Annotated in this window: 16 protein-coding genes and 1 tRNA gene; 8 read left to right on the top strand and 9 right to left on the bottom strand. The window is 55.1% G+C overall.

Annotation, left to right across the window (positions count from 1 at the left end; genetic code table 11):
* Positions 1-5: 5 nt before the first annotated feature.
* Positions 6-758: a pyridoxine/pyridoxamine 5'-phosphate oxidase gene (locus NQ495_RS03260; protein WP_040294553.1), complete on the top strand. Its 753-nt coding sequence runs from the start codon at positions 6-8 to the stop codon at positions 756-758.
* A 247-nt stretch (positions 759-1,005) separates the two neighbouring features.
* Positions 1,006-2,085 (top strand): linear amide C-N hydrolase, encoded by a 1,080-nt coding sequence (locus tag NQ495_RS03255; protein WP_009134394.1) that lies wholly within the window; start codon positions 1,006-1,008, stop codon positions 2,083-2,085.
* A 397-nt stretch (positions 2,086-2,482) separates the two neighbouring features.
* Here the strand turns inward: NQ495_RS03255 and NQ495_RS03250 are convergent.
* The 8 genes from NQ495_RS03250 to lptB form a co-directional block, all read right to left on the bottom strand.
* Positions 2,483-2,554 (bottom strand) — tRNA-Arg (locus NQ495_RS03250).
* A gap of 108 nt (positions 2,555-2,662) precedes the next feature.
* Positions 2,663-3,676, bottom strand: a complete 1,014-nt coding sequence (locus NQ495_RS03245) for a beta-ketoacyl-ACP synthase III (protein WP_009134395.1) — start codon at positions 3,674-3,676, stop codon at positions 2,663-2,665.
* The gene (plsX, locus tag NQ495_RS03240) at positions 3,676-4,596 is read right to left on the bottom strand and encodes a phosphate acyltransferase PlsX (RefSeq protein ID WP_009134396.1); all 921 of its coding nucleotides are present in this window, start codon (positions 4,594-4,596) and stop codon (positions 3,676-3,678) included. The genes NQ495_RS03245 and plsX overlap by 1 nt, the downstream gene beginning before the upstream one ends.
* A gap of 55 nt (positions 4,597-4,651) precedes the next feature.
* Positions 4,652-4,834, bottom strand: a complete 183-nt coding sequence (rpmF, locus tag NQ495_RS03235; RefSeq protein WP_009134397.1) for a 50S ribosomal protein L32 — start codon at positions 4,832-4,834, stop codon at positions 4,652-4,654.
* 32 nt (positions 4,835-4,866) lie between these two features.
* Complete coding sequence (locus NQ495_RS03230) at positions 4,867-5,469, bottom strand: YceD family protein (RefSeq protein WP_009134398.1); 603 nt, start codon at positions 5,467-5,469, stop codon at positions 4,867-4,869.
* A 69-nt stretch (positions 5,470-5,538) separates the two neighbouring features.
* Complete coding sequence (aroC, locus tag NQ495_RS03225; protein ID WP_009134399.1) at positions 5,539-6,546, bottom strand: chorismate synthase; 1,008 nt, start codon at positions 6,544-6,546, stop codon at positions 5,539-5,541.
* 143 nt (positions 6,547-6,689) lie between these two features.
* On the bottom strand, positions 6,690-7,931 hold the full coding sequence (gene aroA, locus NQ495_RS03220) for a 3-phosphoshikimate 1-carboxyvinyltransferase (RefSeq protein WP_009134400.1): 1,242 nt from the start codon (positions 7,929-7,931) through the stop codon (positions 6,690-6,692).
* 8 nt (positions 7,932-7,939) lie between these two features.
* Entirely contained in the window at positions 7,940-8,662 is a 723-nt protein-coding gene (gene lptB, locus NQ495_RS03215; protein ID WP_009134401.1) for an LPS export ABC transporter ATP-binding protein, read from the bottom strand.
* Between the two features lie 112 nt (positions 8,663-8,774).
* Between lptB and recQ the strand changes: the two genes are divergently transcribed.
* The 4 genes from recQ to NQ495_RS03195 all read left to right on the top strand — a co-directional run bounded on the left by recQ (position 8,775) and on the right by NQ495_RS03195 (position 16,290).
* Positions 8,775-10,967: a DNA helicase RecQ gene (gene recQ / locus NQ495_RS03210; RefSeq protein ID WP_009134402.1), complete on the top strand. Its 2,193-nt coding sequence runs from the start codon at positions 8,775-8,777 to the stop codon at positions 10,965-10,967.
* A gap of 4 nt (positions 10,968-10,971) precedes the next feature.
* The gene (gene rsmA, locus NQ495_RS03205; protein ID WP_009134403.1) at positions 10,972-11,751 is read left to right on the top strand and encodes a 16S rRNA (adenine(1518)-N(6)/adenine(1519)-N(6))-dimethyltransferase RsmA; all 780 of its coding nucleotides are present in this window, start codon (positions 10,972-10,974) and stop codon (positions 11,749-11,751) included.
* A gap of 155 nt (positions 11,752-11,906) precedes the next feature.
* Positions 11,907-13,163, top strand: coding sequence for a Gfo/Idh/MocA family oxidoreductase (locus NQ495_RS03200; RefSeq protein ID WP_009134404.1), 1,257 nt, complete (start codon positions 11,907-11,909; stop codon positions 13,161-13,163).
* Positions 13,164-13,197: 34 nt separating this feature from the next.
* Positions 13,198-16,290 carry a family 16 glycoside hydrolase gene (locus tag NQ495_RS03195; protein WP_040294554.1) on the top strand — a complete coding sequence of 1,031 codons (3,093 nt, stop codon included), beginning with the start codon at positions 13,198-13,200 and terminating at the stop codon, positions 16,288-16,290.
* 447 nt (positions 16,291-16,737) lie between these two features.
* Here the strand turns inward: NQ495_RS03195 and NQ495_RS03190 are convergent, their stop codons facing one another.
* The gene (locus NQ495_RS03190; protein WP_009134406.1) at positions 16,738-18,990 is read right to left on the bottom strand and encodes a glycosyl hydrolase; all 2,253 of its coding nucleotides are present in this window, start codon (positions 18,988-18,990) and stop codon (positions 16,738-16,740) included.
* A 127-nt stretch (positions 18,991-19,117) separates the two neighbouring features.
* On the opposite strand from NQ495_RS03190, the gene NQ495_RS03185 reads away from it, so the two are divergent.
* Positions 19,118-21,940, top strand: a complete 2,823-nt coding sequence (locus NQ495_RS03185; protein WP_009134407.1) for a M16 family metallopeptidase — start codon at positions 19,118-19,120, stop codon at positions 21,938-21,940.
* 443 nt (positions 21,941-22,383) lie between these two features.
* Entirely contained in the window at positions 22,384-23,673 is a 1,290-nt protein-coding gene (locus NQ495_RS03180) for a NupC/NupG family nucleoside CNT transporter (protein ID WP_009134408.1), read from the top strand.
* The last annotated feature ends 70 nt before the right edge of the window (positions 23,674-23,743 follow it).

The raw sequence follows: 23,743 nt of genomic DNA, 5'->3' as shown, positions 1-23,743 counted from the left end.
AAAAGATGAATTTTATGGATATCGCTTCGATCCGCAAGGAGTATTTACAAGGTGGTCTGCGCCGGTGCCAGATGCCTGACGATCCGTTGGTCGTATTTGAAGAGTGGTTAGGAGAGGCGGTCGAAGCCCGGTTGGTCGAACCGACCGCTATGGTCGTGGCCACCGTTTCGCAGGAATGCCGCCCGTCGACCCGTACCGTATTGTTAAAAGGGCTTGAGGAGGGCCGGTTTGTCTTTTTTACCAATTACGAAAGCCGGAAAGGGCTGCAGATCGAAACCAATCCCTGCGTCTCGCTCTCGTTTTTGTGGTACGGCCTCGAACGCCAGGTGCATATCGAAGGCCGTGCTGTCGAGCTGTCCGCAGCGGAGTCCGATGCTTATTTCGATTCCCGGCCGTTGGGCAGCCGCATCGGCGCGATAGTTTCGCCGCAAAGCCGGGTGATCGGAAGCCGGACCGGACTGATGCGGGAATTCGTGCGCATGCGTGACCGATATGGTCTGAGTCACGGTCAGAAGCAGGAAGGTGGCCAAAAGGCGAATAATATACCCCTGGCAGATTCTCCGGCTTCACAAGACTTGCGGGACCATCCGGCAAGTATCGACATTTCCGGACTGAAGCGTCCTGATTATTGGGGCGGTTATGCGGTTACGCCGGAGCGGATCGAGTTTTGGCAGGGGCGCGAAAACCGGCTGCACGACCGTATCCTCTATACGCGGGAAGGGGACGGAGAGTGGCTCCGGCAGCGTCTTGCCCCGTGACGGGAGAATCGAATCGTTCCTTCCATGAAACAGACGCGTGAAAACGTACCTCTGTTTTTCAATGTCATTTATAAAAATATACCTCATTAGTAACATCCTAAAACTGCTTGAAAAGAAATCATACTGGAAGGAGTGTAATCATAGACACCTCGCGAATCTGTCTCGGACGCGGAAAGCCTGATAACTGTATTTACTATTCGCGAAAATGCTTCAAGTGTTTTATTGTAGAACATTAAAATTGTGACCTATGAACTCAAAACAACCGTCAAAATTGCCCGATACAATCGATTTGCCACCACAAGCACCGATAGCAGCCTGTACCGGTATTACCTTAAAAAGCAGCGATGGTTCAGTCGTTGCCGCACGTACTGTCGAGTGGGCGGAAAGTGTCATGAATACGATGTATGTGGTTGTTCCCCGTGATCAGGAACTTCAATCGTTTACTCCTTCGGGAGGGGATGGAATGAAATTCACAACCAAACACGGGTTTTTCGGTTTGTCCGTGGAGCAAAAGGAATTTATGGTGGAAGGTATCAATGAAAAAGGCCTGTCTGCCGGATTGTTCTATTTTCCTAATTACGGGAAATATCCTCCCTATGATCCCTCTCAAAAGGAGAAAAGTTTGGCAGACTTCCAACTGGTATCTTATGTATTAGGAGAATGCGAAACCGTCAACGAGGTGAAAGAAAAACTTCAAAACATACGGGTTACCAATATCGAACCTCGTTCCTCTACCGTTCATTGGCGGTTCACTGAACCTTCGGGACGGCAGGTCGTACTCGAAATAGTGGATGAAACCATGCGTTTTTACGATAACCCTTTGGGGGTATTGACCAATTCCCCCGGCTTGGAATGGCACTGGACAAACTTGAATAATTATATTAATTTACAGCCCGGGACAACCCTAGAACATGATTATGGTCCTTTGCAGATGAAGTCTTTCGGACATGGAGCCGGTTTACTTGGACTTCCGGGAGATTTCACCCCGCCATCCCGGTTTGTTCGTGCGACTTTCTTTCAACTGACAGCACCGCAACAACCGTCTGCACAAGAAAGTGCTTTTCAGGCATTTCATATCCTGAATAATTTCGATATTCCGACGGGTACTGAACAACCTTGGGGGAAAGCATCTGCTGATGTCCCGAGCGCTACGCAATTCACAGTGGTCACGGATACGCGAAATAGGATCATTTATTATCGCACCATGTACAATAGCAACATCCGTTGCATAGACTTGAAAACTATTGATTTCGAGAATGTGAGATATTACAGTATGCCGCTGGATGACGTGAAGAAACAACCGGTTGAACGGATCGATATAAAATGACATGTTTTGTACAGAGATTAGGTTATTTCTTGTATCCCAGTGTTGTTTTATAGTTTTGAAATAAATAAGTGAAGGTACGATTTTATGTCCTTCACGGGGCTGAATGTAAACTGATAATCAAAATATTACATTCCAGCCAATTCCCCTGCCTGCACGATAATCGACCACACCCTGCGATTAGTCGCTGGTTTATAGTTGATTGACCGTCGTGACTGAGAAAACGAAAAAGACCGTGGAGGGTGTGGGTGTCCGGTGGGTAGGGGTAACCTTAATTTTTCTCTTGTGGAGGAAGATAGGAATTAGGCGTTTTATCCCTTGAGAATATAAAACGTTCCTAAATTCGTTCCTGTTGTAAAATCAAAATTCCTGATAATGTATTAATTATCAGGAATTTCTGTGGTTCTAGCAGGACTCGAACCTGCATTTAAAGTTTAGGAAACTTCCGTTCTATCCCTTGAACTATAGAACCTCCAACTTGTTCAGTCCTGTTTTCTATAGGCTGTTGCGACATCTCATCGGTATGAGGTGAGTTCGTCCGGTGTGTACGCAATATGTTTGATGACGGTGTTTTTGGGGCTTATTTGGAAAAATCCCCGCCGTTGTAGGCCCATTTCACGTAAAGGGCTCCCCAGGTATATCCTCCGCCGAATGCGGACAGAATCAGGTTGTCGCCTTTGCGCAGGCGCGATTCGTAATCCCAAAGACAGAGCGGAATAGTTGCTGCCGTGGTGTTGCCGAACTTGTCGATATTGATCATGCATTTTTCGGCCGGAAGCCCCATTCGGTGTGCCGTTGCGTCGATGATACGCAGGTTGGCCTGGTGCGGTACCAGGTAGCGGATATCGTCGGCGGTCAGGTGGTTACGCTCCATGATTTCGACCGATGTATCGGCCATGTTCGATACGGCGGCTTTGAAAACGGGCTGTCCTTCCTGATAGACATAGTGCCAGCCTTTGTCTACCGTATCGTGTGTCGGGGGATAGGCGGAGCCGCCGGCTTTCATGTGCAGGTGCTGCGCGCCGGATGCGTCCGAATGCAGGATCGCGTTGAGGACACCTGTACCGTCAGTCGTCGGTTCGAGCAGTACGGCTGCGGCGCCGTCACCGAAGATCGGGCAGGTAGAGCGGTCGGTGTAGTCGATGATTGAAGACATCTTGTCGGCGCCGACTACGACGATCTTTTTATAAGGTCCCGCTTCGATAAGTTTCGATGCGGTGTTCAGGGCGAAGATAAAGCCGCTGCAGGCTGCCGACAGGTCGAATCCGAAAGCCTTTTTCATGCCGCTTTTATGGGCGATCAGGTTGGCCGTCGACGGGAAGAACATGTCGGGCGTTACCGTGGCGCAGATCACTACGTCGATGTCCATCGGATCGGTTCCCGTTTTTTCGAGCAGGTCGTTCACGGCGCGCTCTCCCATATAAGAGGTGCCGAGGCCCTCGCCTTTGAGAATGTGGCGGGTTTTGATGCCGATGCGTGACATGATCCATTCGTCGGAGGTGTCCACCATGTGGCTCAGCTCGATGTTGTCGAGAATGTAGTCGGGCAGGTAGGCGCCCACGCCTGTAATCGCTGCGGTTGTCTTTGTCGTCATTAGCTGAAAATTTCTCGGAGTTTGGCTGCCACTCCCGCCTTGATCGTCTTTTCAGTCTGGAGAACCATGTTTTCGATGGCGGTTGCGCTGGAGCAGCCGTGGCCGATGATTACGGTGGAATTGATGCCTAACACGGGCGTCCCACCCACTTTTTCGTAATTGAGATTTTCGAAATAGGTATTTTTCAAACCCTGTTGGCGCGTCATCTCAAAAATACCTTCCGACATCTTGAGAATCGTGTTGCCTACGAAACCGTCGCAAACGATCACATCCGCCACGCTGCTGTCGAATAAGTGTTTCGCTTCGATGTTGCCGACGAAATTGAAGTCGGTGCTGTTATCCATCAGTTCGTAGGTAGCCTTCGTTTGTTGGTTGCCTTTCTCTTTCTCTTCGCCGATGTTCAGCAGGGCCACCCGCGGGTTAGCCTTGCCCATCACGCTTTTTGCGTAAGTGCTGCCGATGATACCGTATTGGTAAAGAACGTCGGGTTTGCAGTCTACATTCAGGCCTACGTCCAACAGCAGCGCTTCGCTGCCGTCGATAGTGGGGAACAGGGCCGAAATGGTCGGACGGATTACACCTTCGATCTGCTTGACGGTATACATGCAACCCACCATCATTGCGCCGGTGCTTCCGGCGCTTGCAAAGCCGTCGATCTTGCCTTCGAGCAGGTGGTTAAAACCGACCACGATGCTTGAGTCGGTTTTTTTCGAGAAAGCCTGCGTCGGATTGTCGCCCATTTCGATCACTTCACTCGTATGCACGATGTCGAAAGTGCCGGCCGGGCAGTTTTCCTCGGCTAGAATCTCCTCGATGCGGCTCTTGTCGCCGAAAAGGACGATCCGGCTGTCCCGCGCCAGTTTGCGCGAAGCGCTGATGGCGCCTAGTACGACCGTCCGCGGGGCAAAGTCTCCGCCCATTGCATCAATTCCTATTCTGGTCATAGTCATTGGAGCTTAATGGGGGCCGGCATGCCTATTCCGCTTTTTTCTCGATCGCTACACGGCCCCTATAATAGCCGCACTCGGGGCAAACCCGGTGGTAAAGGACGGTCGCGCCGCAGTTCGAGCAGGTCGCCAATGTGGGAACGGCGGCTTTGTAATGGGTTCTTCTCTTGTCTCTTCTCGTACTGGAGACTTTATGTTTAGGATGTGCCATGTTGAGAATGTTTTTATGATATAACTCTTAATCTACTTCTTTTGTTGTTCTTGTTCCAATTTCTTTTTCAGCGTTTCCAGTTCGCTCCAAGGCGAGTCGCCGTCTTGCGCCGGGGCATTTTCCGTTGCGGCCTCGGCTGCGGTTTGCTGCACGAACTGCTCGAACTCCTCTTCACTGACAATCCGAAAACGCGAGAGCATTTCGGGATTGCACAGGCTGTGGCCTTCGGCATCCTCCGGGTGAATCTTCCGGTAGGGCAGGCTCAGTGATATGCTTTCATAAATATATTGCCCCAACGGGAGTTCCGTCTCATTGGGACTCAGCCACATCACTTCGCCGTCGCTCTCTTTTTCAGTCTCCGAAAACCGGACCTGCAGCGTTCCTGCATAGTGTACGGGCATCATGAATTCGTCCAGGCAGCGGTCGCAGGTCACCTCCGCTTCACCGTCGATTGTGAAGTCCAACGTCAGCAGGCGTTCCGTTTTGACCAATTCGACACTGACCGATGCATGCCCCCTGTGAATCTCCGAACCCTCGAAAGCGTCGAAAAAACGGTCGTCCACCTCAAATTCAAAATGGTGGTTTCCAATGCTCAACCCTTTGTACGGGATCGCGTATCGCTTCAAAATATCCACTCAGCTACTGAAAAATAGAGCACAAATGTATATATTTTTACCGGATATGCAAAACCTTTGCGCATATCTTTACAAACCTTGCGACTTGGCGACCAGCGCCAGATCGCACAGGGCCGCTGCTACGGCCGATTCGATCACCACCACGGCCCGCATTGCGATGCACGCGTCATGGCGGCCTTTGATGACCAGCCGTTCAGGGGTGCCTGTTTCGGTATTCAGCGTGAGCTGCGGCGACGATATGCTCGAAGTGGGCTTTACGGCCACGCGCACCACCACCGGGTTGCCGTTGGTGATGCCGCCGACGATACCTCCCGAATGGTTCGTAGCTGTCGCGCCGTCGGGCGACATGATCGGGTCGTTGTTTTCGCTGCCGTGCAGTTTGGCCGATCCGAAACCGAGTCCGAACTCCACTGCCTTGACTGCCGGGACGGAGTAGAGCAGGTGGCTCATCACGCTTTCGGCCGAGTCGAAGAAGGGTTCGCCCAATCCCACCGGTACGCCGCTGGCGGTACATTCGACGATACCGCCTACCGAATCCTGCGTCCGCAACGCCTCTTCGATGATTTCGGGGAACCGGTCCGGATCGGCACAGCCTCCGATTTCGGAGAGCACGGTGTCGAATTTGATTTTATTCTTGTAAAGTTTCTTGAGGATCAGTTTGGCTACTACCCCGGCCGTAACCAGTCCGAGGGTCAGCCGTCCCGAAAAATGCCCGCCTCCGCGGTAATCGGCAAATCCTTTGTATTTGGTCATCGCTACCCAGTCGGCGTGCGACGGGCGCGGGTGGGTGACCAGGTTGCGGTAGTCTCCCGAAAGCGTATTTTCATTGTAATAGACGACCGTCAGCGGCGCTCCGGTCGTGCGCCCGTTGAAAACGCCCGTAACGATGTGCGGGGCGTCACTCTCTTTGCGCGGGGTGGTTCCCCGCTTGCCGCTTTTGCGCCGTGCGAGGTCTGCCGTGAAGGATTTTTCACTCAGGGCGATGCCTGCCGGCACGCCGTCCAGCGTGACGCCGACCATGCCGCCGTGCGATTCGCCGAAAATGGAGATTCGGAATAACCTGCCGAAGCTGTTCATCTGATGTCTGGTTATAAGGTTTGGCGCCTTGCGGCGGATATTTTGCGTTTGGATGCCGGTGTGCAAGAATCCGAATTCAGGTTGCTTCGGTCTTTATGTCGCCGGTTTTTTTATGTGTATTAATGAAATTAGATGTAATTGTTTCAGCTCCGCAACGTATCCAGGTCGTTCCAGAAGTTCGGATAGGATTTGTCGGCCGCATCGGCACCTTCGATTACAACGCTGTCGTCGCTGCTGAGTGCGGCTACGGCGGCAGCCATCGCAATGCGGTGGTCGTTGTGGCTGTCCACGACGGCGCTCGAGACCGGACCGCCCGTGATGCGCATCGTGTTCTCTTCCGACAGGTCGACCCCTATTCCCAGCCTTCCGAACACTTCCGCGATCGTTTCGGCCCGGTTGCTTTCCTTGTAAGTGAGCCGCTGCGTGCCTGTCAGCACGGATGTGCCCTCGCAACTCGCCGCCAATGCGGCCAGCGCCGGGAAGAGGTCGGGGCAGTCGGTGGCGTCGAATTCAAAGGCGTGCAGCGGCCCTCCGTGCACCGTGACCGAGGAGTTAGTAGTGATTATTTCGGCTCCGGCACGCGCCAGTGCTTCGATGATTGCCAGGTCGGCCTGCAGCGAGATGTGGTTCAGGTTCCGGATCGTGATGCTGCCTGCGGTTGCCCCGGCTACGAGCAGGCACGAAGCTCCGCTCCAGTCTCCCTCTATATTGTATGTGCAGGGGGTGTAGTGTTGTCCGCCCGCAATGTAGAACTGTTCGTAGTTGTTGTGTTCGATGGCTACGCCGAACCGGGCGGCCAGGTCGATGGTCATATCGACGTAAGGGCGGCTTTTGAGGTTTTCCACATGCAGTACCGTGTCGTTCGGCGACAGCGGTAGGGCCATCAACAGGCCCGTGATGAACTGTGAACTGAGCGAACCGTCCACATGTATTTCCCCGCCGCGCATCGGTCCTTTTACGGAGATGGGCAGGTAGCCCCCGTTGGAGATTACCTCGACGCCGAGCGCCTGCAACGGTTCTTCCATCATTTCGATCGGGCGGCGCAGGATCGAGCCTTCGCCGTTGATCGTGATAGGCATGTGGCAGAGTGAAGCGATCGGAGTGAAGAGCCGCGTGGCCAGTCCCGATTCCCCGATGTTGAGTTTGGTCGAGACCGGATTCAGGCCGCCACGGATCGTGTAGGTAGTCCCTTCGTGCGAGACCGATGCCCCGAGCCTACGGGCCACGTCGAGCGCGGCACGCGTGTCGTTGCACAGATCCAGGTGGGTGAGCGTCGTCTCCCCGCCGGCAAGCAGGGCAGCGGCTACGGCCCGCTGAGCATAGCTTTTCGATGCCGGTGCGGTGATGCTGCCTGCAATACGGCCTTTGTGTATGGTTGTTTTCATGGTGTTTCCTAACGAAGTTTGAAATCCTGCCCGAGGTAGACTTTTCGTACCGTTTCGTCGTTGGCAAGGTCTTCGGCCGACCCTGCCTTGAGGATTTTGCCTTCGAAGAGCAGGTAGGTGCGGTCGGTGATCAAGAGGGTTTCGTGCACGTTGTGGTCGGTGATCACCACGCCGATATTCTTATCCTTGAGTGTCGCCACGATACTTTGGATATCCTCTACGGCGATGGGGTCGACGCCGGCGAACGGTTCGTCGAGCAGGATGAACTTGGGGTTGATCGCCACCGCGCGCGCGATTTCGGTTCGGCGCCGTTCGCCGCCCGAAAGCTGGATACCCATACTCTTACGCACTTTCTGCAACCGGAACTCTTCGATCAGGTTTTCGAGCCGTTCGCGCTGGTACTCCTTGGTAAAATCGGTCATTTGCAGCACGGCCCGGATATTGTCTTCCACCGACAGGTGGCGGAACACCGAGGCTTCCTGGGCCAGATAACCGACCCCTTTTTGCGCGCGTTTGTAGACCGGTTCTTTGGTCAGTTCGGTACCTTCGAGGAAAATACCCCCCTCGTTGGGCTTGATCAGTCCCACGATCATGTAGAAAGTGGTGGTCTTGCCGGCTCCGTTGGGCCCCAGCAATCCGACGATTTCGCCTTGGTTGACCTCGATCGAAACGTGGTCGACTACCGTGCGCGTTTTGTATTTTTTAACTAGGTCTTTGGTGTATAGTTTCATCTGGCGAATGTCCCCGAAAAAGAAATAATTTCCTACAAAGTTAGTGATTTTCGCAAAAAGTTTTTATCTTAGTAAGCGATTAGATTTCGTAAATAGGCAATTATCGATCCAAATGTCTGATAAAGAGAGTGCGGTGCTGCACGAACGTCTGAAAGAGTATTTCGGTTTTACCAGTTTCAAAGGCAATCAGGAGGAGGTTATTCGCAATGTACTGGCAGGTAAGGACACTTTTGTGCTGATGCCTACCGGTGGCGGGAAGTCATTATGTTACCAGCTCCCGGCACTGGTGATGGACGGTGTGGCTATTATCATTTCGCCGCTGATCGCACTGATGAAAAACCAGGTCGATGCGATGCGCACGTTCAGCATGGAGGATGGGATCGCCCATTTCCTCAATTCATCGCTGAACAAAGCTGCCGTTGCCAAAGTCAAGAGCGATGTGCTCGCGGGCAAAACCAAGCTGCTCTATTTCGCACCCGAGTCGCTGACCAAGGAGGATAACGTGTCGTTCCTGCGGCAGATCAAAATATCGTTTTACGCCATCGACGAGGCGCACTGTATTTCCGAGTGGGGGCACGATTTCCGCCCGGAGTACCGCCGCATCCGCCCGATCATCAACGATATCGGTGCCGCACCGCTGATCGCGCTGACCGCTACGGCCACGCCGAAGGTGCAGATGGATATCCAGAAGAATCTCGGTATGCTCGATGCGGCCGTGTTCAAATCGTCGTTCAACCGGCCTAATCTGTTTTATGAGGTACGTTCGAAGACCAATGCGACCAAAGAGATCATCCGCTATATCAAGAGTAATCCGGGCAAATCCGGAATCATCTACTGCCTGAGCCGCAAAAAGGTCGAGGAGTTGGCCGAATTGCTGGCCGCCAACAGCATCAAGGTGGCGCCTTATCATGCCGGCATGGATGCCGTTACCCGTGCGGCGAATCAGGATGCTTTCCTGAATGAGAAGGTCGATGTGATCGTCGCGACGATCGCTTTCGGCATGGGTATCGACAAGCCCGACGTGCGCTATGTAATCCATTACGATATTCCCAAGTCCCTCGAAGGCTATTATCAGGAGACGGGCCGCGCAGGCCGCGACGGCGGCGGAGGACACTGCCTGACCTTTTATAGTTATAAGGATATTCAGAAACTCGAAAAATTCATGCAGGGCAAGCCGTTGGCCGAACAGGAGATCGGTAAGTTGCTGCTGCAGGAAACGGTTTCCTATGCCGAGAGTTCGATCTGCCGGCGCAAGACGCTGCTGCACTATTTCGGAGAAGAGTATCCCGAGGAGAATTGCAACTGCTGCGATAATTGTCTCCATCCCAAGCCCAAGTTCGAAGGGCGTGAGTCGTTGGTGTTGATGCTCAAGGTGCTGAAGTTTCTTGGCGACAAGTTCAAATACGATTATCTGATCAATGTGCTGATCGGACGCAACAATGCACTGATCAAGTCTTACGGCCACAACAAGAGCGAATGGTTTGGCGTGGGCGGCGACCAGAGCGATCGTTATTGGGGCGCTGTGGTGCGTCAGGCGTTGATTTTGGGTTTTATCGATAAGAATATCGAAAATTACGGATTGTTGTCAATCACCCAGACGGGACTTGCATATTTGGAACAGCCTTATTCCGTTCTGTTGACTGCCGATCACGAATACGAGGATGGCGACGATGACGAGGCGGTTACACCCCCTTCGGGCAAAGGCGGCGTAGCCGACGAGGAGCTCTTCGCGATGTTGAAGGACCTTCGCAAGAAGGTGGCCCGACAGATGGAGCTGCCGCCGTTCGTGATTTTCCAGGACCCGTCGCTCGAGGATATGTCGATCCAGTACCCGGTGACGATGGAGGAGTTGCAGAACATTACCGGCGTGGGCGCCGGCAAGGCTAAGAAGTTCGGCAAGCCGTTCACCGAGCTGATTCAGAAATACGTCGACGAAAAGGATATTACCCGTCCGCAGGACATGGTGGTCAAGAGCGTCGTGAACAAAAGCGGTAATAAGGTGTTCATCATCCAGAGCATCGACCGCCAGATGGATTTCGAGGATATCGCCCGGGCCCGCGACATGGACCTCGACGAACTGCTCACCGAGATCGAAGCGATCGTCCATTCGGGTACCAAGCTCAATATTTCCTACTACGTCAGCCAGGTGATCGACGAGGATAAAGCCGAGGATATCTATCTGTATTTCAAGGAGGATGCCGAGACCGATTCGCTCGAAGAGGCAGTGGCGGAGCTGGGCGGCGAATATACCGAGGAGGAGATACGCCTGGTGCGGATCAAGTTCATGAGCGAAATGGGGAACTAGGAGTATGAACGTTCGCCCCAAGAAGCATTTAGGCCAGCATTTCCTGACCGACCAGTCCATCGCCCGGCGCATTGCCGGCAGCCTGACAGCCGACCGGTGCTCTACGGTGCTCGAGGTGGGGTGCGGCACGGGCGTTTTGACCCGTTTTCTGCTTGAGAGAGAAGATATAACGCTTTACGGCGCCGAGGTCGATACCGAAAGCATCGTTTACCTGCACGAGTATTTTCCCGGGTTTGCCCCCCGGTTGATGGAGGGCGATTTTCTGCGGATGAACCTGGCGGAACAGTTTCCGCAGGGTGTTAACATTATTGGCAATTTCCCTTATAATATCTCTTCGCAAATATTTTTCCAGGTGCTCGAATACCGTGACCTGATTCCCGAAGTGGTCGGCATGGTGCAGCGCGAGGTGGCGGTACGTATCGCCGAGCCGCCGGGATCGAAAGAGTACGGTATCCTGAGTGTCTTTTTGCAGGCTTTTTACGATATAGAATACCTGTTTACCGTCAGCGAGGGCGTTTTCAATCCGCCGCCGAAGGTCAAGAGCGCCGTCATCCGCCTGCGCCGCAACGGCGTGCAGCGTCTCGACTGCGATGAACGGCTGTTCATGAAGGTGGTCAAGGCGACCTTCAACCAGCGCCGCAAGACGATCCGCAACTCCCTGCGGGCCGCTTTCGGCGATTTTGGGGGCGCGGAACATGAATTTTTCTCGTTGCGTCCCGAGGTGTTGGGCGTCGCACAGTTCGTCGGGCTGACCGATTGGGTGCAGCGACATTTGAGAGGCTGACCGGGTCGCGGAGACTCTTGCCGGGAATGTTTTCTTCGGGGAATAGAGTATTTTTCGTAAATTTGTAAACGTCGCATCGGTTGCGTGGCCGGAGCGGCATGTTCTTTTGCTGTGAATGCTGAAAGTCAACAAAATACTAACTTAAATTCAAATAGATGAAACGGAGAGACTTCCTGAAAAAGAGCTTGCTGGGAGCGGCAGCGCTGACCGTGGTCCCGCGCCATGTGCTCGGCGGACCGGGACACACCGCACCCAGCGACCAGCTCACCAAAGGTATCATCGGTGTCGGCGGTATGGGCCGCGGACATTACGGCTATGCCGGAACCCGGCTGGTGGCCATCTGCGATGTGGACCGGAACCACCTCGATGCCGGTTTGCAGCTGGCCGGTGAGAAAATCGCCGCCTATCACGATTACCGCGACCTGATTAACGATCCCAATGTGGACATCGTGCATATCGCCACGCCGCCTCACTGGCACGGCATCATGTCGGCCGATGCCGCGCGCGCCGGCAAGGATATCTGGTGCGAGAAGCCGATGACGCGTACCATCGGCGAAGGCAAGCGGGTAAAGGAGGCTGTCAAGCAGAACGGCAGTATTTTCCGCCTGAATACCTGGTTCCGTTTCACCGATACGTTCTACGGCATGAATACCACCGTGAACAAGATCAAGAAGCTCGTCGACAGCGGCATGCTGGGCTGGCCGTTGAAGGTTACCATCAGCAAACATACCGGGTTCAATTGGAAGTTCTTCTGGGTGGGGCAGACCAGCCTGCCCGTGCAGCAGGTTCCCGCCGAACTCGATTACGACATGTGGCTCGGGCCTGCACCCTACAAACCTTACAGCACGCACCGCGTGCACGCTACATTCCGCGGTTATTGGGACTACGATGCGGGCGGTCTCGGCGATATGGGCCAGCACTATATCGACCCCGTGCAGTACCTGTTGGGCAAGGACGATACCAGTCCGGTCTCGGTCGAAATCGACGCGCCGCAGCAGCATGATGATGCGGTGGGTACCTGGCGCAAGATCGCCTACACCTATGACGATGGTTGCCAGATCATCCTCTACGGCGAGGATAACGGCGATCCGAACGACGCCTACATCGAAGGACCCGGCGGCAAGGTATATCCCAACTTCGTATGCGACATTCCCGACTGGGAGAAGAGACTCGCCGAGTATCCCGATCCGCTGCCGCAGCAGACCGACTTCATCGACTGCGTGCGCAGCCGCCAGAAGTTCGCGCTCAACGAGGAGAACGGCTTCCGTTCGGCCACGATCGTGAATATGGGGGCCGTGGCGCTCCGGCTGGGCCGCAACCTGAAGTTCGATCCGGATAAACTGCTCTTTGTCGACGACGAGGCGGCCAACCGGCTGATCGACCAGCCGATGCGTTATCCGTGGACCCTTTAACCGTATTGAAAACCGAAAAATGAAGAATTTAGCGATGAAAAAAATATTGCTTCTCCTTGTCCTGCTGGTGATGGCGGTGGGCGTCCAGGCGCAGACCGCTGCAGGGCGCACGGCCAGCACGAAGGTGTCGGATGCGTTGGGATTGATGCCCGCACGCGACCAGGCCGAGTTCGGCCGCCTGATGGACGACCTCGTTTCGACGGGTGCCGAAGGGATCGACCTGATGACTTCGATGTTCGAGGATACGAATAATGTTCCGGTCAGTTATGCCCTTTCGGGCTGGGCGGCTTATGTATCCGCTCCGGGCCGTGAAGCGGCCCGCAAGAGTTTTGCCGAAGGGATTGCCCGTGCGCTTAAAAAGAGCGGCGATCCGGTTGTACAGGCTTATTATATCCGTTTGTTGCAACGGTGCGGCGGTGACGAGAGCGTGCCCGTACTGGCCGAATACCTCGGCGACGGGCAGTTGGGCGATCCGGCGCGTTGCGCGCTGTTGGCCATCGGGACGCCCGCAGCACGGGCTCTGGTGCCGGAAGAGACCAGCCTGACGATCCATTACGACGCCCCGGTGGGACGGATTGCCGATTTATATGCACAAGTACAGCGCAAAGGAGAGTCGGCCGTGCCGCAGTTGCTCAAGGCGCTCAAAAACTCCGACCGCGCGTACCGCAATGCCGCCCTGCGCTTTATTCAGCCCTATCTCGGAGAACCGGTTTACAATGCTTTGGTCAAAGAGCTGAAAAAGGCCAAGCCCGAGGTGAAATCCGACATTATCACTTATCTGGGGCTTCAAAATGCGCAGTCGGCCCTGCCGGCTATTCTCCCCTACATCGGCGATGCTGATCCGGAAGTGAGTACCGCTGCCATGTGGGCCGCTACCCGGATGGGGGCTCCCGAAGCTCCGGTTGCGATCGCAGCTGTGATGAGCGATGGCCAGACGCCCGATGCCGTGCGTGAGGCAGCCCGCGATTGCCTGCTTTCGACCAAAGGAAAAGTGGTGGCCGATCTGGCCGCTGCAGCGGTTCAGGACGGTTTGCCTGCAGGTCAGGTGGATGCCCTGTCGATCCTGTCGGAACGCCGTGCGACCGATAAAGCCGATATCGTATTGGCGGCGACCGGAAGCAACAATGCTGAAGTGGCTACGGCCGCTTACGCCGCATTGCAAAATGTCGTGGGAACGCGTCAGCTCGCGGCGCTCTATCCGTTGGTCGGATCGGCCGACGGTGTACGCCTGCCGCTGGCCCAGCAGGCGGTGATCGCTGCCTTGGACGGGGTTTCCGTGGCCGATCAGGTGGCGACGGTCAAAGCGCAGATGGCCCGCAGCGGTGATGCGGCTTCCCGTTATTACGTGGTGTTGGCCGCAACCGGTTCACCCGAAGCGTTGCAAATTATCACCGACGGATTCGAATCCGGCGATGCTGCGGCCAAAGAGCAGGCGCTGACGGCGTTGCTTTCCTGGAAAGGACTGGGGGCGACGGATGAACTCTACAAAATTGCTAAAGCCGGCGATGCCGCTTATGCCGGCAAGGCGCTGGACGGCTTTGTCAGCCGTGTGGCCGCGTCCGGCGTAACGCCCGAACTCAAGCAGATCATGCTGACCGAGGCGATGGACATTGCTTCGACACCGGCCCGCAAGGCGACGATACTGAAAAAGATGGGCGACACCGGGACCTTGCAGGCTATGGTGCTGGCAGGAAATTATCTGAACAGTACCGATCCCGCCGTGCAGCAAGCCGCCGTGAACGTCATTTACAATACGGCGCTGGCCCGCAAGGACCTTTACGGTCCGGTAGTCACCGACCTGTTGGAAAAAGCGGTGGCCGTGAGCACCAATCCCGACCAGCGCTACCAGGTTGAGGAGGCCAACAAGCACATTGCAGCGATGCCAAAAGAAGGAGGCTTCGTGTCGATGTTCAACGGCAAAGATTTCGCCGGTTGGAAAGGATTGGTCGAAAATCCGGTCAAACGTGCGCAGATGAGCGCGCAGGAATTGGCCGCCAAACAGAAGGTTGCTGACGAAGCGATGCGCCGGGACTGGCAGGTCGCCGACGGATTGCTGAGCTTTGTGGGCGACGGTTACGACAATATTTGCACCGAGAAACAGTACGGCGATTTCGAAATGTATGTCGATTGGCGGCTCGATCCCAACGGTAAGGAGCCCGATGCGGGTATTTATCTGCGCGGTACCCCGCAGGTGCAGATTTGGGACACGTCGCGCCGTAACGTGGGCGCACAGGTGGGTTCCGGCGGCCTGTACAACAACAAGGTCAACGAGAGCAAACCTTCGCATGTGGCCGACAATAAACTGGGCCATTGGAATACTTTCTTCATCCGGATGGTCGGCGACCGCGTGAGCGTTTGGCTCAACGGCGAGCAGGTGGTCGACAACGTGATCATGGAGAACTATTGGGACCGCTCGCAGCCGATTCCGGCGATCGACCAGATCGAGTTGCAGGCGCACGGTTCACGCGTCGATTACCGCAACCTCTACATCAACGAGCTGCCCCGCACCGCACCGTACGAACTTTCGGCCGAAGAGCAGAAAGAGGGTTTCAAGGTGCTGTTCGACGGTACCAACATGCACGAGTGGATCGGCAATACGCGCGATTATGTCAGCAACGACGGCATGATTTCGCTCGTTCCGCACGAGGGCAGCTACGGCGGCAACCTTTACACGAAGGACGAGTACAAGGACTTCGTTTTCCGCTTCGAGTTCAAGCTGACGCCGGGAGCGAACAACGGTCTCGGTATCCGTACCCCGACCGAGGGCGATGCCGCCTATGTAGGGATGGAGTTGCAGATTCTCGATAACGACGCACCGATCTATAAGAATCTCGAACCTTACCAGTATCACGGTTCGGTTTACGGGGTAATTCCCGCCAAACGCGGTGCACTGAAACCTGTAGGCGAGTGGAACTATCAGGAAGTGATTGCGAAAGGCAACCACATCAAGGTGATTCTGAACGGCGAGGTGATTGTCGACGGCGATATTGCGAAAGCGAGCGATAACGGCAAAGCTACGGCGGATCACAAGCAGCATCCGGGCCTGCTCAACGAGAAAGGACATATCGGCTTCCTCGGTCACGGTTCGGAGGTGCATTTCCGCAATATCCGGATCAAAGAGTTGTAAGAGGTGCGGCGGATGTCCGCAGACGCGTAATTCCCGGGGACATGAACCGCCGGCAGCAGAACTTTCCGGCGCCGGGAAGTATCCGGATTCTACGCGTAATCTCCCGTGATATTGCGCATGGCAGATCAACCGCAAATGGAGGATAGCCATGGATCAAAATAGCGAAGGCAGCCCTATTATCGGCTGCCTTCGCTATTTTGATGGTTTTTCTCAGTCCGGATTTGACCCTGCCGGGCGTTTATCCGCAATCCGATTATGTGCAGTGTTTGGAGCGCGTCTTCATCTTCTTTGGAAAGCCCGGCTATTCGTTTGCCTGTTTACGTCTTTATCTGCTGACTGTTTACTTCTTTCTCAATCTATATTGTGCCGGTCGTGGCGCTCATCGCCAGGGCTGAACCGAGGCCGATTGTCTGGTGTGGGAAAACCGGCCGTCGGTTCGCGGGGCAGTTATTTTTCGACCAGGAACAGGGATTTGAGCCGGGGCAGCGTCAGCCGGAGCAGAGTGATATTCTCTTTGCCCTTTTTGTCGTAGTGCGCCGCGACCGGATAGGTTTCTCCGGTGTGCGGGTTCCACAGTTCGAACCGTTTTTTGCCGCGCAGGGCGATCTCTTTGTCGAAGGGTTCGTCCGAGAGGTTGGCGAAATAGAAAATCGATTTACCGTTACGTTCTTTATGGATATAGCGCAGCGGTACCGCACCGCCTTTCAGGCCCGGATTAGCCTTTCCGCCGGCCAGCGCCATCGCCGGGGTGTAACCGATCCCTTCCACATCGTACGGTTCTGTGCGTTGCAGGGCCAGGGAGAGCGTCTGAAGGTCGGGGTGCTCGATGAATAACACCTCGCCGCCGTTTTTATTGCGGTTCCGGTATACTCCCTGGGCCGCTTGCGGCAGCAGTTCACCCATCAGGGTCACCACCCAATCGTCGGCTCCGGCTTCGGCTGAACGGGTCGGCAACTGCGACGTGAAAATGACCTTTCCGCCGGCTTCGTATAACGCTGCAGCCTGGTTGAGCGTGCTGACGCTGATGGTTTTCGAAGCCGGGATAATCAGCGTATGGAACGAGTTGTATTGTTTCGTGCCGCTCAGGTCGAGGGTGCCGCGTTTGCCCACCGTACAGCGGTCGGCCAGCACTTCGGGATGGAGCCATTCGAAATCGCGCCCGAGGCCGTCGGTCAGCATCTGTCCGAGCTGTACATAGTCGAGATAGGGGATCTCCACGCCACCCTGATACGGATCCAGCGGACCGTCGAAACGGTGGTCGCCCTGCATCGTATGGATCGGGTAGAGTACGGCTATTTCGGCCACGAAGCGGTCTTCGTTTTGCAGTATCGTGTGCATCCGTCCGAGAAACGTGTTGAAGTCGTACAGTCCGTCTGCATAGAGCGGATTGCGGGACGACAGTTCGGGCAGGAATGTCACGTTGTCGTCGTCGTACCATGCGGCATGCGGGATCAGTACGTTGATTCCCTTGGCGAACTGGTCCATTGCGATCGAATAGAGGCTGTCCCAGGGAAGGTTCCCCATGGCGCCGTATGTCTCGGACATGACCAGCGAATGGTCCCAGTTGTAAGCGGCCGAACTGACGATCTTGTAAAAACGTTCGGTGGGACGTTCGGCCCACGTGCCGATTTTGTCGATGCCGGGAATGTCCAGGTAGCGGAAACACTTCATCAGGTCTCCCGACGTACCTACCGGGTTCTCGACCTCTTCGTTGTCCTGATGGCCGGTCGCCAGTGCGCCGTGTGCGGCGCTCCACCGGCTGATGGTCAGCGGGTACGCTTCGGCATACAGGTCGCTGCGCAGCGTAAACAGTGCATTGCGTGCCGCCTCGGTTTCGGGGCCGATGTCGTACCACAACGCCGGGTAGTAAAGTGCGGGAGAGGAACCGTACCGGGCACGGTATTCATCGTTGAAAGAGGGGGTCCAGACCCGTCCTTTGGCCCGGTAAAGGGTCGGTTCGTCGAAAAACGTTTCGGTGATGGTCGTACCGAAATATTGGGGGAAACGCTTGTAATACTGTTCGTGCGTCATCGTGACGTAAGCCCTGGCCGCGTCTTTGCTTAGGTAGTCCATGTTCGGGTCGCCGTCGTTCACGCAGACGAACTGCATGATTTTCCACCTGCCTTCGGGTACTTTCCAGACGATCACCCCTTCGGTGATCTTGTCCGTCAGGTCGATCCGCTCTTTCGTGGCGGTATCCATCGCTACGACGGCCATCAGCTTGCCTGCGGCCGACGCCGGTTTGTGGTATACCGTCCCACCGTCCACCTCTTCCTCGATTTTGTCGAGACGCTTCATGGCCAGTGACGGGTAGCGGTTCAGGAAGCGGGGAATATCGTCGCCGCCTATCGCGCCGCCGCTGCCGCTCGGGAATCCGTATTCGTCGTATAATGAAAGTTGCATTCCGAGGGCCTCGGCTTTTCCCGCAGTGTATTCGTACAGGTCGAAATATTCCGGAGAGAGGTATTTTGGCCCGAATTTGGCACCGAACGGTAAAATCGATACGCCACCGTACCCCGCCTGTTCCTTGAGCGCTTTGAGTTGGGTGTCGATACCCTTGCGGGTGACCGTCGTGTTGTTCCAGAACCAAAGCGGTTTGGGCCGGTACCGGTTGGTTGGGCTCTTGAATTCGGCCGGGGTCTGGGAGGTTCCCTGTAAAACACTGCAGAGCAACAATACGAAGAATAGGTTCTTTTTCATTGAAAATTGGCGGGTTTGGTGAGGCAACAAAAAACAAAATTAGCTAAAAATAGTTCACATTTGTCTTGCGGGAGTGGTTACTGTGTCGGAAAAGTCGTAACTTTATCGATCTAAAACCCTTCTGTCTATGAGAAAACAATTGATGATTCCTTTACTGATGACTACTGTTATGGCAGGCATGAGCAGCTGTAAAAACGGGGATGCCGCATCCCTGAAATATGAAAAATACAAACTCGACAACGGTCTCGAGGTGGTTCTGCACGAGGATAAATCCGACCCGGTGGTGTCGGTGGCGATCCAGTACCATGTGGGCAGCAATCGTGAAAAACCGGGCAAGACCGGTTTCGCGCACTTCTTCGAGCACATGCTGTTCCAGCGTTCGGAGAACCTGCCGCGCAATGCGTTTTTCCAGAAGATCGATGCGATGGGCGGCTCTTTCAACGGCGGGACAAGCAACGACGGAACGGTCTATTTCGAAACGGTGCCGCGTGACGCGCTGGAGAAAGTGCTGTGGATGGAGTCCGACCGCATGGGGTATTTTATCAATACGGTGACCGAAGGCGGCCTCAAGCGTGAGATCGACGTGGTGTCGAACGAAAAGCGCCAGGGTGAGAACGTGCCCTACGGGCTGGCGTTCGACCTCGTATTCAAAAACCTCTTCCCGGAGGGACATCCTTACAGTTGGACGGTGATCGGCGAAATTCCCGACCTACGTAGCGCGACGGTCGAAGATGTCAAGGAGTTCTACAATAAGTACTATACCACCAGCAATGCGACGCTGGTCGTGGCGGGTGACTTCGATGTGGCTAAAACCAAGGAGTTGATCCAGAAATATTTCGGTGAGATTCCCGCCCGGCCGAAGCCCGAGGCTCCGGTCGTTCAGAACGTGACGCTCGATTCGACCAAGCGCATTTCGTATGAAGATGCGTTTTGCAATGCGCCGATGATCGTTATGACTTATCCTGCGGTGGAGGCTTACAACGAGGACGGCTATGCACTCGATTTCCTGTGCAACCTGTTGGCGGGAGATAAAAAATCCCCGATGTACAAGGTATTGGTCGAGGAGCGCAAGCTCGTGCCTTCGGTCGATATGTTCAATTACCAGCTGGAGATCGCGGGCCTGGCGCTGCTCAATGCGACGACTTTTCCCGGAGTGAACCTGAACGACGTGTACGCCGGTATCGAAGAGGCGTATGCCCGCTTCGAGAAGGAGGGAGTCGACCCGAAAGACCTCGAACGCTACAAGAACATCGAGGAGACGCGCACTTACAACCGCTTGGTTTCGACCAACGGCAAGGCGATCGCGATGGCCCACGACAACGTATTCGGCGGTTCGCCCGACCGGACGATCCACGAACTCGAAAAGTATAAGGCCGTCACCCCCGAAGATGTGATGCGCGTGTACAACAAATACATCAAGGGCAAACCGTACCTCGGCATCAGTATCGTACCCAAAGGACAGCTCGACTTGGCCCTGACCGGATCTGTTCCGGCCGTGGTGAACCAGGAGTCGATCGAAGATCAGCAGCTCAATTCGCAGGGCGGTGCGATCGTCGATGATCCGTACGAGCGTACTCCTTCGTCGTTCGACCGCAGCGTTGAGCCGGCCCTGATGTCCAATACCCCCGAACTGAAGGTGCCTGCCGTTTGGAATGCTACGCTCGGTAACGGCATGACCGTAAAGGGCATCGTTTACAGCGAGCTGCCGCTGGTGAATTTCGCCATCGAACTGGGCAACGGTATGTTGTCCGACACGCCGGCCAAGGCAGGTCTTGCGAAGCTGACCGCGAATATGCTCAACGAAGGTACCGAATATAAAACGCCGGCCGAACTCGAGGAGGCTATCGGCACCCTCGGCGCCCGCATTTCGGTGCAGTCCGGTACGGAGACGATGGTCGTGACGGGCAGTTGCCTGAAGAAGAATTACCCCCAGGCGATCGCCCTTGTCGAAGAGATGCTGTTGCATCCCCGCTGGGACGCACAGTCGTTCGAGGTAGTGAAGGAACGCATGCTCGACAATATCCGCCAGAATGCGGCCGATCCTTCGCTGATCGGACAGCAGTTGTTCCGCAAGCAGGTATTCGGTTCGGAGAGCATTCTCTCCTATACGCCCGACGGAACGGAACAAACCGTCAGCGGCCTGACGCTCGACGATGCGAAAGCATTTTACGAGGCCAATCTCTCGCCTTCGGTGGCCAAGGTGAGCTTCGTGGGAGGCCTGAGCCAACAGGAGGTGGTCTCTTCGCTCGGTTCCCTGGAGAAGAACTGGAAAGCCAAAGAGGTGGAAACTCCGCAGATCGTCTCCGCAGATGTCCGGCCCGAGGCCAAAGTCTATTTCATCGACTATCCGGGCGCCCGCCAGTCCTACATCATGATCGGCGACAAAGCGATGCCGGTGGCCAGCCCCGAGGCTTATCCCGCCGTGGTGGTCAACGACAAGCTGGGCGCTTCGTCGGGCAGCCTGCTGTTCGATATCCTGCGCCTCAAGCACGGGTATACCTACGGTGCTTATTCGAGCTTCACGCAGGGCATCTATAACAACTACTTCGCTGCCCGTTCGAGCGTGCAGGCTACGGTGACGAAAGAATCGCTCGCACTGTTCCGCGATATTTTGTCGGGTTACGGGGCGGAGTTCTCGCAGGAGTACCTCGACCAGACGCGTACGGCACTGTTGCGTACGATGAACGGTTCGTTCGAGACGCCCGGCGCGTTGTTGGGCCTGTTGCGCGACATCTCGATCTATGGCCTGAGCGAAGATTATCCGTTGCAGCGTGAGAAAGTCCTCAAAGAGATGACCCTCGAACAGGCTAAAGCGGTAATCGCGAAAAATATCGACTTCGGCAAGATGGTGGTTGTCGTGGTTGGCGATGCAAAGAGCCAGCTCTCCGGTGTGAAAGCACTAAACCTGGGTAAAGTGCAGTTGGTCGACCGCGACGGTAAACCGCTTTAGGGCGGTGACCCGGCGTCAGGTGCTTCTCCCAAAGAAGGATTCCCCGGGGCCGGAAACCGTTCCTTGTCCGGAAATATGCCTCGAAACCGATCTGGTGTAACCCCGGAGAGAGGGACGGGCTTGAACGATACCGGGTAAAATAAATAGCCTTAAAAGATAAAAGTTATGATAAAGCGGTGCTTCGGCGCCGCTTTTTTTCGTTCGTCCCGCGGCTGTGCCGAAAAATAACCTACTTTTGTCCGATATAGGAGTGCCCGATATTATTTCTTGATGATAGCCGGTTTGGAATATCGATTTTTGCAACAAGGCCGATACCGGTGATTGATCCTTGCACGGGGTGGTGTTCCATGATCTCATGATCTTGTATTCCAGGTATTTTGCGGATGACCGTTCCGCCGGCGAAGAGCGAAAGTTGTTACGGCCTTTTTAATAGTTTTGAACCTATGCTGGTGACCGTTTTTCGGGGATTTCTCGGAATCCTTGCCCTGATTTTTATCGCGTACCTGTTCAGCCGCAACCGGCGTGCCGTCGATTGGACGCAAATTGCCGTCGCGCTGTTGCTCCAGTTGGTGTTGGGTGTAGCGATCCTCTACGTGCCGTTTGTCGGTAACTTTATCGAGGTGCTGGGGCGTTGTTTCGTCAAAATTCTCGACTTTACGCACGCCGGCTCGAAGTTCCTGTTCGGCGATCTGGTCGATGTGAATAAGGTCGGCTATATCTTTGTGTTCCAAGTTTTACCTGTCACTGTCTTTTTCGCCGCACTGACCAGTATCCTCTATTTTTACGGAGTGATCCAGTGGGTCGTGGGATGGATTGCCTGGGGATTGCGCAAATTGTTGTATATCAGTGGTGCCGAAGGATTGGTGGCCGCCGGTAATATCTTTCTGGGACAGACCGAATCGCCGCTGCTGACGAAAAAATACCTGTCCGACATGTCGGACTCAGAACTGTTCCTCGTGATGGTTTCGGGCATGGCTACGATTGCCGGAGGAGTGATGGCCGCTTACATCCTGATGTTGGGCGACGGCGATCCGCAGGCGACGGTGATTTTTGCCAAACACCTGATTTCGGCATCGGTCATGGCTGCCCCGGGGACGGTCGTGATTGCGAAGATCATTTTCCCCGAGACGGGAGCTGTCCGTAAAGAGGCCAAGGTATCGAGCGATTCGGTCGGCGCCAACTTTTTCGATGCGCTCTCCAACGGTACGATCGAGGGCGTGAAACTGGCGGTCAATATTGCAGGCATGTTGTTGGTCATCATTGCGCTCGTCGCTTTCCTGAACTACCTGCTCGGCGGGCTGATCGGACGTTATACCGGGTTGAACGAATGGATACTTGCTTTCTCCGGAGGCCGTTTCGACGGGCTGAGCCTCGAATTTATCATGAGCATGGCCTTTACGCCGGTCGCATGGCTGATCGGGGTAGCCCGGGAGGATGTGCCGTTGGTAGCGGCGCTGCTCGGCAAGAAAATCGCGATCAACGAGTTCGTCGCGTATGCCGATTTGGCGGCGTATAAAGAGGCCGGAGCTTTTGTTTACCAGCGTTCGGTCATCATTGCTACCTATCTGTTGTGTGGTTTTGCGAATCTGGCTTCGATAGGCATTCAGATCGGCGGCATCGGTTCGCTGGCCCCGAATAAAAAACTTTTCCTGACCCGTTTCGGATTGTTGGCCGTTGTCGGTGCGACGCTTGTTTCCTGCATGTCCGCCACACTGATCGGAATCCTGATCTGATGGGTGCGGGGTATACTATCTGATTTCGCGTGGCCCGGCCAGGGCGGGTATATCCGGTCTGCCGGGGATG

Source organism: Alistipes indistinctus YIT 12060 (assembly GCF_025144995.1).
GTDB classification, from domain to species: Bacteria; Bacteroidota; Bacteroidia; order Bacteroidales; family Rikenellaceae; genus Alistipes_A; species Alistipes_A indistinctus.
The sequence above is the reverse complement of the archived record's forward strand: the minus strand, read 5'-3'. Positions and strand labels throughout refer to the sequence as shown.

Coding starts and splice junctions, on each gene's coding strand:
- aroC (WP_009134399.1), bottom strand. CDS start 6,546: ATGAACAGCTTCGGCAGGTTATTCCGAATCTCCATTTTCGGCGAATCG.
- NQ495_RS03245 (WP_009134395.1), bottom strand. CDS start 3,676: ATGACGACAAAGACAACCGCAGCGATTACAGGCGTGGGCGCCTACCTG.
- NQ495_RS03200 (WP_009134404.1), top strand. CDS start 11,907: ATGAAACGGAGAGACTTCCTGAAAAAGAGCTTGCTGGGAGCGGCAGCG.
- lptB (WP_009134401.1), bottom strand. CDS start 8,662: ATGAAACTATACACCAAAGACCTAGTTAAAAAATACAAAACGCGCACG.
- NQ495_RS03260 (WP_040294553.1), top strand. CDS start 6: ATGAATTTTATGGATATCGCTTCGATCCGCAAGGAGTATTTACAAGGT.
- NQ495_RS03185 (WP_009134407.1), top strand. CDS start 19,118: ATGAGAAAACAATTGATGATTCCTTTACTGATGACTACTGTTATGGCA.
- NQ495_RS03190 (WP_009134406.1), bottom strand. CDS start 18,990: ATGAAAAAGAACCTATTCTTCGTATTGTTGCTCTGCAGTGTTTTACAG.
- rpmF (WP_009134397.1), bottom strand. CDS start 4,834: ATGGCACATCCTAAACATAAAGTCTCCAGTACGAGAAGAGACAAGAGA.
- NQ495_RS03255 (WP_009134394.1), top strand. CDS start 1,006: ATGAACTCAAAACAACCGTCAAAATTGCCCGATACAATCGATTTGCCA.
- NQ495_RS03180 (WP_009134408.1), top strand. CDS start 22,384: ATGCTGGTGACCGTTTTTCGGGGATTTCTCGGAATCCTTGCCCTGATT.
- plsX (WP_009134396.1), bottom strand. CDS start 4,596: ATGGGCGGAGACTTTGCCCCGCGGACGGTCGTACTAGGCGCCATCAGC.
- rsmA (WP_009134403.1), top strand. CDS start 10,972: ATGAACGTTCGCCCCAAGAAGCATTTAGGCCAGCATTTCCTGACCGAC.
- aroA (WP_009134400.1), bottom strand. CDS start 7,931: ATGAAAACAACCATACACAAAGGCCGTATTGCAGGCAGCATCACCGCA.
- NQ495_RS03195 (WP_040294554.1), top strand. CDS start 13,198: ATGAAAAAAATATTGCTTCTCCTTGTCCTGCTGGTGATGGCGGTGGGC.
- recQ (WP_009134402.1), top strand. CDS start 8,775: ATGTCTGATAAAGAGAGTGCGGTGCTGCACGAACGTCTGAAAGAGTAT.